At 37.2% G+C, this 18,974-nt stretch carries 16 protein-coding genes, 1 tRNA gene and 2 pseudogenes; 3 read left to right on the forward strand and 16 right to left on the reverse strand.

The genetic code is table 11. The features are described 5' to 3' along the window. Positions 1-165: 165 nt before the first annotated feature. Positions 166-1,380 (reverse strand): radical SAM family heme chaperone HemW, encoded by a 1,215-nt coding sequence (gene hemW, locus EDD74_RS07210; protein WP_116442069.1) that lies wholly within the window; start codon positions 1,378-1,380, stop codon positions 166-168. Positions 1,381-1,839: 459 nt separating this feature from the next. On the opposite strand from hemW, the gene EDD74_RS15055 reads away from it, so the two are divergent. Beyond that, entirely contained in the window at positions 1,840-1,986 is a 147-nt protein-coding gene (locus EDD74_RS15055; RefSeq protein WP_035102520.1) for a hypothetical protein, read from the forward strand. A gap of 53 nt (positions 1,987-2,039) precedes the next feature. On the opposite strand, the gene EDD74_RS07215 is transcribed toward EDD74_RS15055, so the two are convergent. Both EDD74_RS07215 and EDD74_RS15635 read right to left on the reverse strand, forming a co-directional pair. Beyond that, on the reverse strand, positions 2,040-2,270 hold the full coding sequence (locus EDD74_RS07215) for a hypothetical protein (protein WP_116442068.1): 231 nt from the start codon (positions 2,268-2,270) through the stop codon (positions 2,040-2,042). 649 nt (positions 2,271-2,919) lie between these two features. Next, positions 2,920-3,117, reverse strand: coding sequence for an IS66 family transposase (locus tag EDD74_RS15635; RefSeq protein ID WP_278320682.1), 198 nt, complete (start codon positions 3,115-3,117; stop codon positions 2,920-2,922). A 152-nt stretch (positions 3,118-3,269) separates the two neighbouring features. Between EDD74_RS15635 and EDD74_RS07225 the strand changes: the two genes are divergently transcribed. Then, entirely contained in the window at positions 3,270-6,503 is a 3,234-nt protein-coding gene (locus EDD74_RS07225) for a hypothetical protein (protein WP_116442067.1), read from the forward strand. Between the two features lie 324 nt (positions 6,504-6,827). On the opposite strand, the gene EDD74_RS07230 is transcribed toward EDD74_RS07225, so the two are convergent. The 9 genes and pseudogenes from EDD74_RS07230 to EDD74_RS07270 form a co-directional block, all read right to left on the reverse strand. After that, positions 6,828-7,058: a hypothetical protein gene (locus tag EDD74_RS07230; protein ID WP_116442066.1), complete on the reverse strand. Its 231-nt coding sequence runs from the start codon at positions 7,056-7,058 to the stop codon at positions 6,828-6,830. Between the two features lie 173 nt (positions 7,059-7,231). Beyond that, a tRNA-Tyr gene (locus EDD74_RS07235) sits at positions 7,232-7,305 on the reverse strand. 10 nt (positions 7,306-7,315) lie between these two features. Continuing rightward, positions 7,316-7,979, reverse strand: a pseudogene (locus EDD74_RS07240) (nucleotidyltransferase domain-containing protein). Continuing rightward, complete coding sequence (locus tag EDD74_RS07245) at positions 7,912-9,183, reverse strand: RtcB family protein (protein WP_116442508.1); 1,272 nt, start codon at positions 9,181-9,183, stop codon at positions 7,912-7,914. The pseudogene EDD74_RS07240 and the gene EDD74_RS07245 overlap by 68 nt, the downstream one beginning before the upstream one ends. Positions 9,184-9,208: 25 nt before the next feature. Next, a complete protein-coding gene (locus tag EDD74_RS07250; protein WP_174704854.1) occupies positions 9,209-10,672 on the reverse strand; it encodes a DUF2828 family protein in 1,464 nt (487 codons plus the stop codon). 335 nt (positions 10,673-11,007) lie between these two features. Continuing rightward, entirely contained in the window at positions 11,008-11,919 is a 912-nt protein-coding gene (locus EDD74_RS07255; RefSeq protein ID WP_165851608.1) for a WYL domain-containing protein, read from the reverse strand. Next, positions 11,906-13,156 carry a WYL domain-containing protein gene (locus EDD74_RS07260; RefSeq protein WP_116442063.1) on the reverse strand — a complete coding sequence of 417 codons (1,251 nt, stop codon included), beginning with the start codon at positions 13,154-13,156 and terminating at the stop codon, positions 11,906-11,908. Before EDD74_RS07260 ends, EDD74_RS07255 begins: the two co-directional genes overlap by 14 nt. A gap of 13 nt (positions 13,157-13,169) precedes the next feature. Then, positions 13,170-13,559, reverse strand: a complete 390-nt coding sequence (locus EDD74_RS07265) for a hypothetical protein (protein ID WP_116442062.1) — start codon at positions 13,557-13,559, stop codon at positions 13,170-13,172. A gap of 92 nt (positions 13,560-13,651) precedes the next feature. Further along, positions 13,652-13,987, reverse strand: a complete 336-nt coding sequence (locus EDD74_RS07270) for a helix-turn-helix domain-containing protein (RefSeq protein ID WP_116442061.1) — start codon at positions 13,985-13,987, stop codon at positions 13,652-13,654. 240 nt (positions 13,988-14,227) lie between these two features. Here EDD74_RS07270 and EDD74_RS15730 point away from each other — a divergent pair. Next, positions 14,228-14,545: pseudogene (locus EDD74_RS15730) on the forward strand (transposase); the annotation flags it as partial. A gap of 50 nt (positions 14,546-14,595) precedes the next feature. Here EDD74_RS15730 and EDD74_RS07280 read toward each other — a convergent pair. The 4 genes from EDD74_RS07280 to EDD74_RS07295 form a co-directional block, all read right to left on the reverse strand. Then, positions 14,596-15,747, reverse strand: a complete 1,152-nt coding sequence (locus EDD74_RS07280; RefSeq protein WP_207658013.1) for an IS4 family transposase — start codon at positions 15,745-15,747, stop codon at positions 14,596-14,598. 496 nt (positions 15,748-16,243) lie between these two features. Then, entirely contained in the window at positions 16,244-16,459 is a 216-nt protein-coding gene (locus EDD74_RS07285) for a helix-turn-helix domain-containing protein (RefSeq protein ID WP_116442060.1), read from the reverse strand. A gap of 1 nt (position 16,460) precedes the next feature. Beyond that, positions 16,461-17,627 carry an AIPR family protein gene (locus tag EDD74_RS07290; protein ID WP_116442059.1) on the reverse strand — a complete coding sequence of 389 codons (1,167 nt, stop codon included), beginning with the start codon at positions 17,625-17,627 and terminating at the stop codon, positions 16,461-16,463. A gap of 582 nt (positions 17,628-18,209) precedes the next feature. Further along, on the reverse strand, positions 18,210-18,965 hold the full coding sequence (locus EDD74_RS07295; RefSeq protein ID WP_116442057.1) for an amino acid ABC transporter ATP-binding protein: 756 nt from the start codon (positions 18,963-18,965) through the stop codon (positions 18,210-18,212). Positions 18,966-18,974: the final 9 nt, after the last annotated feature.

Below are 18,974 nucleotides of genomic sequence, written 5' to 3' on the forward strand. Positions count from 1 at the left end.
CTAGTTTACATATTTTTTATATTTTTTGTAAAAAACTATTTTCTATCGAGATTATGTACATTTTTAGAAACTTTCAATCCAAAAAAGCAATCAAAAAATTTCCGGAACCTTTCTCTCATTCTGAAAATTTTTCAATTGCCTTTCTCTCTGAAACATTTTTATAGGTTATAACAGGAACTGTGCAAGTACATAGTTGCTCAGATCATTTCCTCTCTTTGTCAGGCAGATTCGCTTCTCCTCTTCACGAAGCAATCCTTCTTCTTTGAGTTTTTCCAATACCTCTCCATAGACTTCCTGTATTTCTCTGTGATACCGTTCTCTAAATTTCTGCTTGTTTACCCCCTCTTTCATCCGAAGGCCAAGGAACATTGTCTCCTCCACCTGTGCATTCCAATCTAGCTTCTCTTTTTCCTCCTCGATCTGATCCAACTTTCCATTTGCCCGGATATAAAGATCCGTATCTGAAATATGCTGATACCGCTCGTTTTCAATCAAAGATGCCGCCCCAGTGCCGATTCCAAGGTACTCCACCCTCTGCCAGTATCCTTTGTTATGCCTGCACGCATACCCCGGCTTCGCATAGTTCGAAACTTCATATTGTAGATATCCTGCCGCTTCCAGCTTCTCTGCGGTCAATTCATACATGCGACGTTCTGCTTCCTCATCCGGAAGCTTTGGGAAGTTCTTGCCTGTATCCATCTGTTTCCCGTCATCAGCCAAACATTTCTCACACCGACTATCCTGCTCTTCTTTTGCGTCCTCCCCATAAATCTCGTAAAATGGCGTCCCTTCCTCAATGATCAGACTATACGCAGAAATATGTTCCGGATTCATTCGGATCACGGTATCCAATGTGTGCTCCCAGGATGCCACTGTCTGCCCTGGGATTGCCGAGATCAGATCTACATTGATATTCTGAAATCCTGCCTTCCTTGCCAGATCATAACTCTCTTCAAACTGCCGCATCGTATGTACACGCCCGAGCAGCTTCAGTTCCTTATCATCGACCGACTGCAGTCCAAAACTGATCCGGTTGATCCCACATGCCCTGTATGCCTGCAAATTTTCTTTTGTGACCGTACCCGGATTCGCTTCCATCGTAATTTCCGCATCTGCTTGGATCTCAAACACATCCCGGAGCGCATCAAAAATTTCTTTCATCTGACCTCCCGATAAAATCGATGGTGTGCCTCCTCCAAAAAAAATCGTTGTAACTCGATAATTCTCTGCCAACTTTTGATACTGCCTGATTTCTGCCACAAGCGCTGTTACATAGCGATCTATCGTCTCCCTCGGAGCCGGACCGGACAAAAAATCACAATATGCACATTTTTTCATACAAAACGGAATATGAATATATAATTCCAATTCTCTCTTCATGCTCAGTCTCTCTTTCTTTTCTCTATTTCTTATCCGCCTGCACATCTTGTACATGCAAAATTTATTGTTCTAAATATCAGTACAAAGGGAAAGTAGATTTCTGCTATCCTGCTTTGAGAAGTTCGCTCTACCTATAGTTCAGAAAAAATAATGCCCTCTATCTTCATCGGCGGATGCTTCACTCGCATTTAGTCTATACCTTCTATTTTAACGTTTTTTATCCCATTACTCTATTTTCTTCTCTCTTCCGGTAGCCCTCTTGTACCCTGCTTTCAAATACTTCTCTCATATATGTCTGATGTTTTCTAAGGAGTTCCCGAAAAGGCAACTCTACTCTGGACAATATTATAGCGATTTTCATTTCCATTTGTAAATATCTGAATAAATTTCTTTTACTTTTTGCAGGAAAACTGTATAGGTCCTTTCCTTTTTGCCTATCCTATCTACGAGGTGAGAAACATGTCTTATATTGCTCCTGAAATACGGGAAAAATTTGAATCCTTATCGGTAAATCTGAAAAATACTATTTTAGAAAGAAATGTGCGGATCCAAAATATCCACGACTTGATCAAAGTGTTGGAAGATATTGTGGCAGAGGATGAATAATTCTCCTCTGCCACAATAGTGTTACATAAAATATTCTTTTTTGTTAAACACTCTCAGCCTTTGTTTCGTCCGCCCCACCAGTAGCAGTATTTACAATCCTTCGGTTTGTCGCTTGCATATTTAATTTTTGTTATCGCTTGTTCCTGACTTCTTTTCTTCATCTCTTTTTTCCTCATCATTTCTTCCATTTTTCGATCTTCCCGACCTGCAGCTGCACACATGCACCACGTGATGAATGCATTTAGGACAGCCATCGCTATAACAATCGCTACAACATATTTCATAGATTTCTCACTTTCCTTTTTATTTGCTATCAGGTACCGTTCGATTAAAAAGCTGGTGTGGATAGCTTTTCAGTCGAATTAACGGCAAAAGGATATGGCGGAATAACTGTCACTCCGCCACATAGTTTTCACTGTTAAGTGTTAATAACAAAGTTTTCCTCAGTCCTATTTGCCGCTCGCGCCCCGGACTGTATCGGGAACATTCAGATCATAGGGCACTACCCCTCCCCGCCTTCTTTATGGCTGGACCGAGAATTACGGAAGTATCATTATGCTGCACATGCTCACCCCTACTACCAGGGCTCATCATCGCGATCAGATAAATCTGTTTTGTATCTTCGCAGTTCGCTTCTCTTCCTTGTGGCAGGAAGAATCATGGCGGCGAAATACGTGTCGCTCTTCACTGTGCGGAACTTCTGAATGCTGACTATTCATTTTTCAAAGTGCACTAGGATTTTTAACTCCCTCTCTTATTTGGTGTGGGCGGATAACACCCAGGTGGTGAAAAATTTTTTTGTTTTTTTCTAGAAATGATTTTAGAAATAAAATATACGGTAAAGAATTGGTTCAGATGGTTTGCCTTTGTTGTCTAAACAATGCTGTAGATCACAGCACTTGATTTTGCACCATCAATCGTATCGATCAGTTCCTAGATATGCTTATGAAGACTGAAACTCCGTAATGCACTTTCAGTTGCATTGTTATCAAGTGGCACTTCTCCATCCTCGAGGAACATATACAATGCTTTTTCATGGTTAAGGTTGTAGCTGATCCCGTTTCTGATCTTGTCTGAAGAAACATTCTTCAGTCTAATTGTTTTCGAACACGCAAAATAAGCCTCTACCAGAAGTTAATCATCAGTTTTCACTTTATGCAGCACTCTTCTGCTGTATTGTACTGAAAGCATCAGAAATTCATGCTATACTATTAGTGTTGTTTAGATGAGATTTCAAGTAATCATTATTGATTACAAACTAATATATGATTTGAGGTGTTAGATTGACCAGACAAAAAGAATACTATAAGAAAATGCATCCAGAGCAATTCTCGGACTCTAAAACTGTTAAAAAGGGAAAAATACAAAGGGAAATGTTGGATTTCTACTTGGATACACTAACAAGTAGAAACATGGATAAACAATTCGAAGAACTATGTAGAGCGATTGCTGAAGTAGAAATATGTCCAAATTTATTGCCACAAACAGGTCCTACTGGAGGTGGTGATAGCAAAGTAGATTCAGAAACATATCCAGTTGCAGAGGATCTATCCGAAATGTGGTATTGCAGAGTCACACCATCGGCAGCTCTTGAACGTTGGGCATTTGCAATAAGCGCAAAAAAAGATTGGAAACCTAAACTAAAATCGGATGTAAAAAAAATAGTTACCGTAAATAATGATCTTGGACGTAAATATGAAAAAATTTTCTTTATGTCAAATCAATATATTTCTGATAAAAAGCGGGCTGAATGCGAAGATGAACTCAGATCTCAATATGATATTGATGTTCGAATTTTAGATAGGACATGGATGCTTGATAAAATCTTTGCATCACAGAAAAATATTGAGATCGCAATAAAACATCTTGGATTATCTGATAGTTTATCAGATGAAATAGAGGTTGGTGAACACGATTACAAAAGGAAGAATAAGCTGGAGAAAATAGAGGAAACACTAAAAAATCCTGACATTAAAGATTCAGAGAAAGTAAAGCTAGTTTTCAAGGCTGTAGTCATCGCACGCGAACTTGAATTTTCAGCAGACAAAATACTAGGGTTAATTGATCGATGCATACGTATTTCTAAGAAATATGGTACAAAAATAGAAATAGCTGAAGCATATAGTGTTGCAGCATGGACTATTTATTGGTGGTATCACGATCCTGAATTATATTATGAGTATTATCAAGAATACGAGAAGAGAACGATTAAAGAACACAATGTTCATTTGTTTAAAGATTTGGTTGCTTTATGGATTAACCTATTTTCTCTAACAAACGAAGGTGTTCAAGGAATTGACCTTCAAAAACATAAAAGAATTGTAACAGATGAATTTGAAGCATTCATTAAGGATCAAACAAAACCAAATACTGCCTTAGAAGCCAGAGCCGCATATATCCCTTTTAGAATCATCACCGAAGAAGACATAGAGTCTATTGTAAATGAAATGTTTGAATTATTGGATGAAACTACCGGTCATCTGGATTTGGACTTATCAGATATTTATAAATTGATTATGGAGTTTCCGGTAATTCTCGAATCTGACCGGTATGATTCTTTATTCGAAAAGGCTGTTGCAACGGCGGGAAAATGTAAACAAGATACAGAAATGGCCTGTATGCTCGCTGAAAGAGGTGCAAAACTGAAAAATGAAAAACCATATGAGGCGATATCGTATTTCAGCAGAACTCTTATTCCATTTTACAATGAACAGAACAAGGAAAACCTTTGTAAATCAGTATTTGCATTAGCTGATATTTATGAAAAATGCGGACTGAATTGGGCTGCAAGGAATTTTTATTATTACATATTTTGTGTCTGTATAAATCAATACTTCAAATATGGAGAAGTTTTACCGCTGCTATTTATTAGCCTTAATAAACTCAAATACCTCGAACTGAGACTAGGACATGTTCTTTATTCTACAGAATTCTCGTTCTTTGAAAAAATAGCAATAGAATTATATCCGGATACATATCATGCTAATGAAGAAGCGCTGTTTCACTATGATTTTGCACTGGCCTTAATGCTATTACAATGCAAAAACCCACAAAAAGAAGTCTTGATGAGACTTCCGTACTATTTTGAAAAGAATGGCTTGGATATTTCTTCTATCGTAACGAGGTATATGCTCGGACATTATGACGAGGGTCTTCTGAGTCAATTAGGAAACGATAAGAAACAGTTTGATAAAACAATTAGCGAGTGGAGGAATTCCCCAGTAGCTGATGAAATCGTAGCTGATCCTTGGTTTGGTGCAGAAAAAGTGTGTAAGTTACAGTCTCGTATTTTAGGATGTGATATAGCAATCTCGCTAGATGCACCATATGTAAATGGGGAGTTTGAAGTAGCAGCAACTATTTTAGCAACCATAGAAAGCTTTTTAGGAACAGGTATCAAGAATGATCTGATTTCTATGTGTGGCAGAATAGATATAAGCTTAAATTATTATGAAAACTTAGAGGAGTTTGTCACCTGGGAAAAGCTTAATTCGAATAAGTTGGAAATATTCATTGGAAATTATTCGAAAGATGATTTTTTGTTGATTCAACAACAGATTTCTGTATTCCTTACAGAAATCCTCGGTGCCATAATCTCAATGATGTTTCCATTCTCTGAATCATTAGACAGACTTAAGAGAATGGTTTTGAAAGAAGCTGCATTGGATAGGACCTTTATTTTTTCGAATAGTGTTGTATTTGGACAAGAAACAATGGGGAAAGAGGCTTTCTTATTTGATACTGTTCTTGATAAAACAGAAACATTCGAAACCGGGGCGGAATTAATTGTTCCAAACAAAATAGAAAAACAAAAAGAAAAGAAAAAGCCTTCAACCATTACAATAGGATTGCCTCCAGAAGGAAAAGATCTTATTAATAATGTAAATCAACATAGTATAAAGACCCATTCTATCATTAGTATTCCTGACTGGGATAACGGTCAATGGAAAGGTGTTATGTTTATGGCTGATGTGTATAAACATTCATTTCCTCCAATCTTAGCATTTGTTTTCAAGAAGGAAGAAGGGGCCGTAATATTTGAAAAGTGGATAGATGAATTTGGTGTAGATGATACATACGATAATATTGAAATAAGGATGATAAAAGGGATTGATTCTATAAATCCATTTTCTTATCGCATAATTGTAGGAAGTTCAAAGATTCCTCTGGAGGAAGATGTGAGAATAATTGCTTCGCCTTCAAGAGTTCATACGATGATGCCACAAAACAATCGTAATATTTCAATGTTTGAAAAAGAGTTAGAAGTAAGCAATTCATTTTCTATTTGTCCTGCTATTATGGGAAAAGATGGACAACAACCAAAAATCAAAGAACATCTTATGATTAAAAAATCAAAAACGAGCATTAAAATATATAATGCTTTTGACATTCCCCAGGATGATTTTTTGATTTTTTCAGGTATTTTACCAACAGATAATCCGCTTATTCCAAAAGAAAAAGCATGTGACGCGCATATCTTGAAAATCATTGATATGCATAAAAAATTGCACAATTAGTAAATTGGACCGCTTTGATTACAAAATGATTAAAGCGGTCTTTTTATACCCTAAAAGTATGCAACTGGGCAGAGTTTCAATCCCTAACTTAGCAGGATATGCCGATAGTGTTCCAATTAGCTGTTGATGAACGCTTGACCCTGGGATTCATTTTTCTTCTTGCAAAAAAATATCCTCTTGGATTAATATTTATTTTTTAACATTAATCCAAGAGGATATACATCATATCTTTAGTTTACACAGAATGGTTACAGAACCTTTGATATTAAAATTTAGAATGCTGATACCAGATCCATCATACCACGAATCCCGTCTTTAATTAGATCAAACATTGATAATACAGTTACACTGACTGTCACAAGCACAATAACTGATCCAATGCCATACCAGACATGTGACAAATGCAAGTGCAAGAAATACCCAGTAAAATGCGTGGAAGATGCTGTATATTCCTCTGATTATACCTACAATCGAATATACAATCCCCAAGCAAAGTAATACCGGTAATTTGAAAATTAATTTAAATGTGTTCAGCAAAAAACTTAACACGATCATGTTAAGCACCTCCTCTATCTAAAATTTCAAAGTGCCTGTAAGGGATAAAATCTTCTAATACACTTCTTTTCCAGTTCCTTGGAATTATTATCAATAGTATATCACAGATCCTCATTTATGTCAGTATTCGTGACATTGCATATATAGCGCATTTATATAAATCTTGACCATAATGTCAGGTGCAGGAGTCGAACCTGCGTCCTTTGCCGATACTTGGCACTGCGCCTCTCCGCTGCGCTACCCTGACGTTTTGCAAGTTACTCCCAATTCCTCAGTTCTTGCAAGAACAATTGATTCAACTCATTCCAATCTGGTGTGTGACTATCTTCCAGCGATCTCACTACATTTTTGATACTCGAAATACTTTCATCAAGATATTCATTTATTTCCGGAATCCTTGGGATCAACTTCACCTCCGGAGAGTTCATCTTTAATCCCAGCAATTGATTCACTGCACCGATTAATTCTGTCGGCAACTCTGCTTTCATCAACTCTGAAAACAACATAGGAGGAGGCGTCCCTCGAGCCAAAATCCATCGGCATGCCAGTACCGGACGTAAGACGTAGAAATATTTCTTTGCTCTCACAAAATCACCTTTAAGATATTCCCGATAGTTTCCTTCAGCCATACTGATATAGTGGTGCAACGTCTTCTTTGATGAAAAGTAATGAATCATTAAATCACGAAACTTGGCGGCAAATTCTGTTTCCTGATAAACAATTGGAGAAGAAAACCACTCAAATAGTGTTGGGTTTGACTTGTACAGTAATCTTAATGTCTTTTGCAAATCCCCAGGCACGACTTCCCGATTCAACGGCTAATAGCATTTTTATATGCTCCTCTTCTTCAATCCTACGAAGCTGAGTCTGTATCTTTTCTCTCATTTGTGTCACCTTTCTTTTTCCAAGGTACCTCCCCATCCGAAGCTTTGAAATTATATACCGGTTTCATGATATCGATGATATCTACAGAATCCCTGATTACATCAATGATATCCTCAAGCGATTTATATGCCATTGGCGCCTCATCTAATGTATCAGCATTCACTGACGTAGAATAAATACCTTGCATGGATGCCTTGTATTCCTCTAAATCAATGGACTGTTTTGCTTTTGTTCTGGACATGATTCTTCCTGCTCCATGTGGTGCTGAATTATTCCATTCCGAATTTCCTTTTCCAACAGCAAGAACGGAACCATCTCTCATATTAATCGGAATCAACACTTTTTCACCAGCATGTGCGGCAATTGCACCCTTTCTAAGAATCATCTCATCGACATCTATATAATTATGAATAGTATGGAAATCTTCTACTGCCGTCATTCCTGTTCTTTCAATAATCACTTCTGCCATGCGCTCTCTGCTTCTTCTTGCAAACCGCTGGCAGATTTCTACATCGTGCAGGTAATCATCCATAAATGATCCGTAAAGCCAGCAAATATCATTTGGTGCATCCAAATCCTGTATCTCATAATTTTGTTTTAACTGCTTCAATGCCTCTTGGATTTCCGCTCTTCTTCCCTGCTCTTTGTAATTACGAATAATCTCATCGCGCTCTTTAAAGTACTCTTCTTTTCCCATATGCAAATCGATCGCTAGCTGTTGATAAATCTCAGCCACCTGTTTTCCCAAATTTCGGCTTCCTGAATGAATAACTAAATAATACGTACCATCCTTTGCCTGATCAACCTCTATAAAGTGGTTTCCTCCCCCCAGCGTTCCAAGCGATCTCTCCAATCTCTTTGCATCTCGCAAGGATCTATAACATTTAAGCTGCGTCAAATCAAATCGCTCCATTCTCCCTTCCCATACATTCATTCCAGAAGGAACATAATGGCATGCTTCATCAATTTTTTCAAAATCAATCTTCTGATCCTGCAGCTTTACAGTATACATTCCACAGCCAATATCAACTCCGACAATATTAGGACAAATTTTATCTATGACCGTCATGGTCGTTCCAATCGTACATCCTTTTCCGGCATGGACATCAGGCATAATTCGCACCTTGCTTCCCTTTGTCAGGTCATAGTCACACATTCTTCTAATCTGCTCTATTGCCTCAGCTTCTACGACTTTTGCGTAACAGATTGCTGTTGTAACTTTTCCCTTTATTTCAAACATTTCATACACATCCTTTCTCATCAATCTATGCACTAATTTTCGCATATCGGCTGCTTTGCAAAACATCCAACATAAACTGATACGGCGAAAGATTCCTGCCAGCAACCATTTCAAACAAATGGACAGAACATCCTGATACCAGTATGGCTCCGTGCTCATTCATAGTAACCGGCTGTTGACGATTCCTACTTGCTACATTCCAGAACACAATTTCTGGAAGTTTATATCCATATCTTTCATATTTATGTTTCGCATTTTCAAAATTGGTTTTATCCGCATGCAACATGCATGTGTTAAACTCCATATCAGAGATAATCACCAGCTTTGATGGTAAGTCCTTCTGCTGCACATGATATTTGATTGCAGTTTTCAGGATCAGATCAAATACAGCCTCCAGATTTGTATCAGCTACCTTATTAAAGGTCATAACATATTGCAATTTTTCTGCAAATGTTTCCCCCTTTAATTCAATCAGCTGAGGCTGTTCCGAAAACTCAATAAAATAATTATGAAAAGCGCCTGAATTTCTTTCCGCAAAGTAGATTCCCAGAGAAAGAGCAACCGATGCAGGAGTCGGTTTTCCGCCCCAGTACATGGAACCAGATGTATCAACTACTGCAATTGCATTTTCTTCACTACCAAAATCAGGAAGTGCCTTCCATGCAGTATTCAAAACTTCTTTTTCATCATTAGTCATTATGTTTTCTCTCTGAAGATAGGTCTCTACAAATTCATATGGCATGACGTGATCTGTATGCATTGTTACCGCATCCTGATTTACTGCTTCAATAAATTCCAGGTATCTCATTTTGTCATTACGTAAGAAAGCATTTCTGTATTTGAACTGTGCTCTGGATGGAACTTTCGCATAATCAAATACATAGTCTTTCTCACGAAGATGATTCTCTATCAAATCAATTTTTCTGCGGAGAGTTACAATCGTCTTTCTATATTGCTCCTGCGTCATTCCGAACTCCCTGGCAAGTTTCTTGGCATTTTTTACAGTGTTTACATTTGATGTATTTACAGACGGAAGCCACTTAGCCAACAAAGAAACTGGTTTATCCTCCATGCAATGCTGTACATCTTCCTCTAATTGAGCTTTTAGAAAGTTTATTGCCGCATGCTCACATTTTGTGTGCAATAAAACAAGGAAATCATCATACCTACCAAACTCTTCTATAAAGCTTATATTTTTAATAACAACGTCCGGATCATTTTCTGCCAACCACCGGAATATAATACGAAAGACACGTCTTTCACCAAGACCGCCCCTAATATCTCTGGTAAAAAACAGGAGTTTCATTGCCAATTCTGAATTTTCAGAATATGCACGAATAAAACGAATAACGATTTCATCCTCTCTCGAATTTCTCAAAGCTCCAATTGTAGCGAACAAATCCAACATGTCAGATCCGGTCGTTTTATACGTTGCTGCTCCATTCTCAGTCAGTGTTTTATTATCTTCCAATTTCAAATAATCTAACATGATATTTCCCCTCCAATTTTAATAACAACAAGGCACCTCCGAGATTTGGACCCGTATAGAAAATAAATATTCTTTTGCTAATATATTGCTGTGGGTGCCTTTCAAACACAAGACGCTGCCATTCGGCCTTTCAAACATATCGTCCATAATGATAGTAAAAATATATTGCTGTATGTGTCTTTATCAACCAAGCATGCCTGACAGATGTTACGACGGCCATCTGCTGCCAAGTGGATTTTAAGTCCACCGCAAGGTCATAACCCCTCACGTGCTTTGTTATGATCTAAGTTTATCTTTTTTGATTTCAAATATCATGGAAAAAAAGTTGCGAACTGTTACAGTCCACAACTTTTTTGACTTGACAATCTGTCCTTTATTAAATTAATAAATGCCGTAGGCTTCATAACGCGAATCATCGGTCCAAACGAAAGAACACGAATTAAAATCTCTGTTTCGTCCTCTTTATCATAGTGTATGGTCACCTGATACTTTCGATCATCTATTTTTTCGACTTGCTTTTCGAAGTGTGCGAAATGCATCAGAACACGTTCCAAAGCATTTCGATCATCAACTAATTCAAAGATTATTGTTCGAGGATGCGGACGGTTTCTTTTGCTAAGCTTGGTATCCTGTTTATCCTCGCATTTTTCACATGAGATGATTCTTCCAAGATTAATTGTATTCCCCAGCTTACCTCCGGTACCAATTAAACGGAATTTATCATCTTTCTCGGAGTATTCCAGATACTCAGGAATTGTCTTTGTTGTCACTCGTTTCCCGCGACGATTCGTAATGCTGATTTGAATCGGATACTGATGCTTGATTGCATCCAGTATCAAACGAAAATTCCGAATATATTCTGCATCCTCATACGGATCACCGTCTGAATACTTATCAAAAACATAAATATCTTCCGGAAAAAATAACGGTTCGACATCCGGAAATACGATGGGATGATCTGTAAACAGACGCACTCTCGGGTCGTGTGAGATTGCATTTAACCAACGTTTTTGCAACATTGTCAACGGTATTGTAGGCTTATTCTTAAGAATGGTCGTCCCGTCATCCTTCAACAGTTGCCAATGCTCTGCTCCCAAAGACTCTGTAATACTTAATGAACTTTCTTCAAACGCATAATTCTGAATAATCCTATTAATTTCTCCTGGTGTAAGCGGATGCTCCACCGCTTCTGTCAGAATTCTTGAAACAGTCTGAAAGTATGTCCCATATATTTCATGAAACAGCATGATCATCACCACCTTTCAATCCATACATTTCATACATCGCCTGAATATCATCTTTAAACTGTGTTTCCAATGCTTCGTTCGATATCGAAATATCTGTGATACGGCAGATAAATGTGCGTACCCATGGAATCAGTTCACTGGCATCATAAACATCCGCAGAAAACCGTGATGTATGTTCATCTATATGTTCCACCTTCCCGATTCGTTTCTCTCGTTCCAGCCGCCTTGGTATATGCTGTTCCCCATCATCATATTGAACCGTAAATTCAATATGTTCCATGCGATTTCCCGATCGACTATCTGTTGCGACTCCCCACATGTGTTGCTGCATTTCATTTAGTTTATCTTTTAGTTCATCAAACCGATCTGCAATCTCGCCGTTTTTAACAGTGACAATATTATCAAGACGGTACGCTGTTATTCGTTTAAAGTATTGGGCATAGGCCATTATATACTGTCTTCCACTCTGTACACTGATCATTACTCGAAGTGGAACAACATTCGTTTCCGTAATGCGATCTTTCTTACGATTGATCATTTCAACTGTTATATTTCTTTTTTCATGAATTGCCTCCAGTATCGTACACAAAACTTCACTATCCATTGCACCGGTTATGTAATGATGTTTAAATGCAAAATGGTCAGCTGTGTCATTTGTTTTATCTTTCAGAAACGATCCGATCACACCGCATGGTGCAGTTTCAGAAAAGAAATCCAAAATATCCATATCTGGCATTTCAAACTCTTCTGTACGACGGTATAACATCATCTTTCCGCTTTTCCTGCTTACCATCAATCCTTCTTTTACGTATTCATTAAGTTTTTTTCTGATCGTAGAGACATCAAATACCCTTGCATGATCAAACATAGCCAGATACGCATCCACCTGAAATGCAATATCTACAAGTGACAACTCTTGTCCATCCGAAAGAATATCCATAATGATAAAATGAAGGGTAATATCTCCGTCTGTAAAGCTTTTCGTCTTCCATGCCTTATAAAGCGGATTATGTCTGGTTACCCTGCTATCAATTGACAAAAATACATTCTTACCATCAGCGGTCTGATGGAATTCCATATAATCACCAAGCCAGCTCTCTATTCGACGTTTCTCGTCGTCATAAGACCTGGCACTTTTCTTCGTATAATCATCCCGGCTCTTGAAACCATAGACATAAAAATCACGCATGTAATCACGGACCTTATTAAAATTTTTGATTAATTCACTGTATGCCATGGTTTCACCTCCTTTACGCTATCTTTTTCAAAATATTCTTAGCAACCTTCCTCCCACTCGGTGAAGATACCATAAGAACAATTCCTGCTGTCACGCCAAGAACAGTTCCTACCTTTGTCCAGAGTAGCCTGTTATATGTTTCCGCATTATCGGCAAGATCCTGCGAATACTTGGCTTCAGCCTCATTTATAGCAGCTATCTTTTCTTTAGTCGTCAAATCATCTGCGGCTGCGATTAGTTCAATCTTTTTATCATACCCACTTTTAGGTGTAAACGAGATGATCTTGTCTATTTCTGAAGATACATCCGTCGCTTTTGACACCGTTTCCTGCAGGCACTTTACTACCTCTGCATTATTGTCCATTGCTTCATTATTAAGATTTGTAATCGTATTTTTTTCCATGCTCATCCCTCCAATATCGATGCCGTTTTCAAATATACTGTTATTATGCACCAAGGTGGATTTATCATCACGGAAAAAAAGTTGCGAACTCTTTATAACCAATTGCAAGTCCTTATATGCTTTGCCTTGCTAAAAGATCTTCCATCATTTCTAAAATATGTTTCCTGTACATAAAGTTGGGAATATTTCATTAACCGTACATTTTGATCATCCATAGCTTCTCTGATTTCTATCTCCGGAAGCTCATCTGAAAATCCGTACAAAAGTTCATATGCACTGACCTTATACATCTCAGCAAACTTTGTGATCTCCTCAGCCCATACTAATCTCTTATCTGCTTCTATAGCACTTAAAGTCGGTCGAGACATCTCCATCTTTTCAGCTGCTGCATCCTGCCGAATCTTGGCATCTTTTCTTGCTTTTTTAATCTTTCTCCGATTGAACGTTTCATCTTTGCCTCCAAAATGTCAGATATACTTACTTCTTTCAATATATCACACCTCATCCATTTTGTCAGCAATCCCGACTATCATGCATAAATCGAGTAGGAGAAATTCCTCTTAGGCGAGAAATTTCGACCTCTCACACCACCGTACATCAGACTGTCTAACAATTAAGAAAAATGCTATAATAAAACTACCAAATACAGTATCGTAGGGGGATTCATTATGGCATATATTGTTGGCACAGATAGATATCAGACAAGAATGATAACCACTTCATTAGATGACTTAATAAGTAAGGATAATTCTGTCCGAGTAATAGATTCTTATGTAGAATCCTTAGATTTAGAAAATCTGGGTTTTATAGAGTATAGCGGTAGAAATCGAGGACAATCACCTTATCGCCGATCCGATTTATTAAAACTTCATATCTATGGTTATTTAAATAAGATTCGTTCTAGCCGAGCATTGGAAACAGAAGCAAAACGCAACCTTGAATTAATGTGGCTGGTAAACTGCATAACACCTGATCATGGTACTATAAAAGCAGATGACATAATGCCATCTGTTCAATATCATATGAATACAACTGTCTATGAGATTCGGTATGTAAAACTCACAGCATTTTTGTTGATTTTATTTCGTTCAAAAGATCTTCCAGGTCGTATTAGCGATAAATATTTACTAAGCATTTTTGCTAAAACAATGTCGCTTAGCTTTTCTTTAAAGAATTGATAGCAAACATGCATGGATTTGGCAAAATTTATGCGTTTGCCAGTGGGTACATCTTGTGAATAAGCAATTAATGCTGAAAAGTTATACATTATGAGCTTTGCATAGATTTCTTGAAAAACAAAAGCTGTTTTTTTACTATGTATACTTGCTAATCCAACATTATATTTAAGTTCTCGAAAGGCCGTTTCTATTCCCCAACGTAATTGATACAATTCTTTCAATATATCTACTGGGAAATCTTCACGAGATAAATTCGTATATAGTGTTTCATAGACAGAATCAGCAATTTCAAATCTGACAATTCTTATAGGTATATCATATAATTTGTCCTCTTTAGGTTTTATATAATCAAATTTCGTGTGTGGCTGAATCCAACGATATCTGTTGGGATCTTTATTTATAAGAATTTTAGTTTGCTTTGTTTGTCTGCGAGTAAGCGTGATAAGATGATCAATATCAAAAGTCGCATTTGGTGGAGCTTCGAATTTTATGCCATAGGATTCTTTTGAACGAATGATATAATTCCAGTTTTTTTCTTGACAATGAGCAATGTTATTAAAGGATTCATATCCTCTATCAGCAATAAGAATTACTTTATCTGATATGGCGGAATCATCAATCATAGAAACCAATGCTTTATGCTCATTCATACCAATTTTTGATTGTATAGACGCATCTACATAAACGTGCTGCAAAACATCATATAAGGCGTCCAGATGTAATAGATTATAACCTTTTGTAGTTTCATCATTTTGGATATAGGAAAAACTTTCTCTTTTATCGGAGGGAAGTCTTAAATCGGAACCATCAATAGCCAATAATTGATAACCATTGTATAATGTATGTTTATCGCATTGAGATACCATTGTTTGAAAAATATGTTTTAAAGTCTCTGGTTTAATTTTATTTCTTTGTTGAACAAAAGCTGATACCGATACCGTTTTTTCTGAATATCCGAACCACTCTAACAGTTCCTTTCCCAAACTATTTCCACCCATGCCGATTAACATTTTAATAACTGTATGTAAAGGCAATTTACGTGTGCGTGAAAAGTTTTTTTGTGGTTCATACACATATGTCGCTGGAGCAGACACTACTCACACAATATATTCTCTAAAATCTGTTTAACATCTGTAGCTTTCATCGAGCAACCTCCTCAAAATTTATATTTCAAGGGGCGTAGCCCGCATTTTTTGACAGATTTGTCAAGTTTTTTATATGTGTATGGTACAAAAAAGAGAATTAAAATATCGTATGATTGATATTTTAATTCTCTTTTTAATTAACTTAATGACATTGACTTGACAAGGGGCATATCACATCGCTGCCTGAGTGCATCATTTCTATTTAAATTGTACTACTCAGAACTGTTTCTAACTCACTGACCTCTCGTCTGTGGTCTTTGCCACCTCTATTCTTACCGCATTCAATTCTTCCATTCTTAATTATGCTGTAAAGAAACATAGCAGCCTGAAACTCTCTCTTCGACTGCTATATCGTTATTAACTATTCAAAATCAATTAATTCTCTAATGTCTGTTACTTCCAAAGCTTCTGCAATTTTAGAAAGATGCTCAAAATTAATCACGGTACGGGTACCTCTCACAATATCGCTAATTGTAGATTCTCTGATACCAGACATTTCTGCCAATTTCTTCTGACTCAATTCTCTTTTATCTAATGCTTCTTTCACTTTCAATTTTACGACATATTTCTTTTTCATTTTAGTTCATTCCCTGCTGGAGTAATACTGTCATATATGCAAGATTCCAGATATTAGAATCTTTGCCTACCGCATTTGGATTATCACCAATAGCTGATGCAAAATTCATAATTTGACTGACCATGCTTGTCTTGCATCTATCCCAAACTGAGATAGGATTCACTCCGTTCTTCCATTCATATTTGTCGGTCTCTGGATTCAATGTTACCAAAGATCTAAATGCTGCAACTGCTGGATAAATAAGACCATCTGGAATTTTATAGTAAATCTCACGAAGCCCAAACTTAGATGTACCGATAATATTTCCATCTTTGTACCCAGAATATTTCTTACGTCCGTATCTTCCACCTGTTTCATTGAAAGCTGTTGCAAACTCAGTTTCAACCGCGTCATACAAATCAAAAATGTCAGGCATAATGTTCACATATCTGCGGTAAGATTCTGGATTCTCTAGATATAACTCTAGCATCTTCGCTTTTGAAGAGTATGCTTTAATTGGATGATTCATTGCATCGAACTTATCAATATTAAACATGTTGATAATAGAAACCACTTCACGCGCATCAATCATCTTTAATCTCTTATTTGTCTCATCATCAAATACCTGCTGATTCTGCTTAAAAGCAATTCTTGTGAAGAATGGCATTCCTTCCAATCCTTCTTTGATAGGGTCAAACTTTTGCTGAAGCTCGGCCATAGATTTTTCATCTACCTGTACAGATGTGTTACGAGCTTCTGCCAACTTTTCAATGATATCTTCCACACCGGTCATTACTTCAAACTGTACATACTGGTCAAGACCAGCGTTACGATGATCACATACAATCTTATAAGTATGCCCACCATCGATGTTCCCATGAAGCATATCATCGGTGAAGTTGATTGTAACTTCTTTTGTCTTATTATTGTATGTACAACTCTTTGCAGAAAGAACAATACCTCTATTCTTCAGATGGAAAAATCCATCATTGCTTTCGAGTGATTCTTTGATTGCCTGTGCAACACCAGATGTAAGTTTCTGATCACGAGGGTTTGTTGCCATTGGAATTCCTTCTGGGACATCACAAATCTTTACATAAAATACATACTTCTTTGTGAAATCACTGAATGGATCGTCAAGTTTGCGAAATGAGTTCTCTTTTACATACATTGTTTTTCTGATAGACATATTGAAGTCCTCCTTATAAAGAATATTAGATCGACTGTCCTACCCGGCGCCAGAGCACCGACAGGCTGTACATTGGATATACAATTTTCTTTTATATCGCTATTTCATAATAGCGCAATATCGTTATTTTGTCAATGTCTTTTCTATAAAAAATCAAATTCCTAATCACGACTTTCTGATCTGTGATACTTGATGTTATTATACATTGACGCTATGCAGCTGTTACACTTCAATTATCTCAGTGTCAGAGTAATTCTTCAAAGCTATTGTTGTTTTTCTGATATGATCATTAACTATAGGAGGCTCAACACAAACATTAAACATCAAGTTTCCATATTCATTCTTTTTTAAAAAGATAAATATAGTTTGCACATATGTGTTTGAAAATTTCTTTATTAAAACATCCTTTATCAATAGAACCATATTCTAAAGTTTTCATAATTCAATCTTTTCTCTTTTCGTTATTTGTCAAATATTTATTCCATTTATCATCTGTAATGTGTAGTTCAATTTTTTCAAATGAGTCAAATTGGGGAAATAACACATTAAAAAAATACCCAATAGTAAGCTGCTTACAAAGAATCACATGGACAATTTCCCCAAAAACTCCCTCATTCTTCCATGATCAGATGCAAAGACTTCTTCCGGATTTCCTTCCACCGCGATGACACCATTCTCCATAAAAATGATCTTATCCGCTACCTTCCGTGCAAAATCCATTTCATGTGTCACGATCACCATCGTCATATGCTCTGACGCCAGATCTTTGATTACTTTTAAGATCTCTCCGGTCAGCTCCGGATCCAATGCAGATGTAGGTTCATCAAAGAACAACATCTTCGGTTTCATGGCCAGTGCTCGCGCAATCGACACTCTCTGCTGCTGCCCGCCGGAAAGCTGATAAGGATATGCCTCTGCTTTATCCGAAAGTCCCATCTTTGCCAATAGTTTTTTTGCCTCCTCGTAAACTTCTTCCCGGTTTCTCTTCTGTACATGAATTGGTGCATCTGCAATGTTTTTTATGACCGAAAAGTGCGGAAACAGATTAAAATTTTGGAATACCAGACCGAAACAGGACTGGATTTCTTTCAACTCCTGCTTCTTCGGAAAGGTTGGATTTCCATTCTCTATCCATACTGCCTTCTTTCCCTGATATAGTATTTCCCCGTCATCGATAGTTTCCAGCATTGTTGCGCAGCGAAGCAACGTAGACTTCCCGGATCCAGATGGCCCTATGATTGCCAAAACCTCCCCCTCCTCTACGGAGAGCGAAAGATCCTTAATTACCGTTGTACCTTCAAATTCTTTTTTGATCTGTTTCATTTCTAAAAGACTCATTTTGAAAAC

This window comes from Faecalimonas umbilicata, assembly GCF_004346095.1.
GTDB lineage: Bacteria > Bacillota > Clostridia > Lachnospirales > Lachnospiraceae > Faecalimonas > Faecalimonas umbilicata.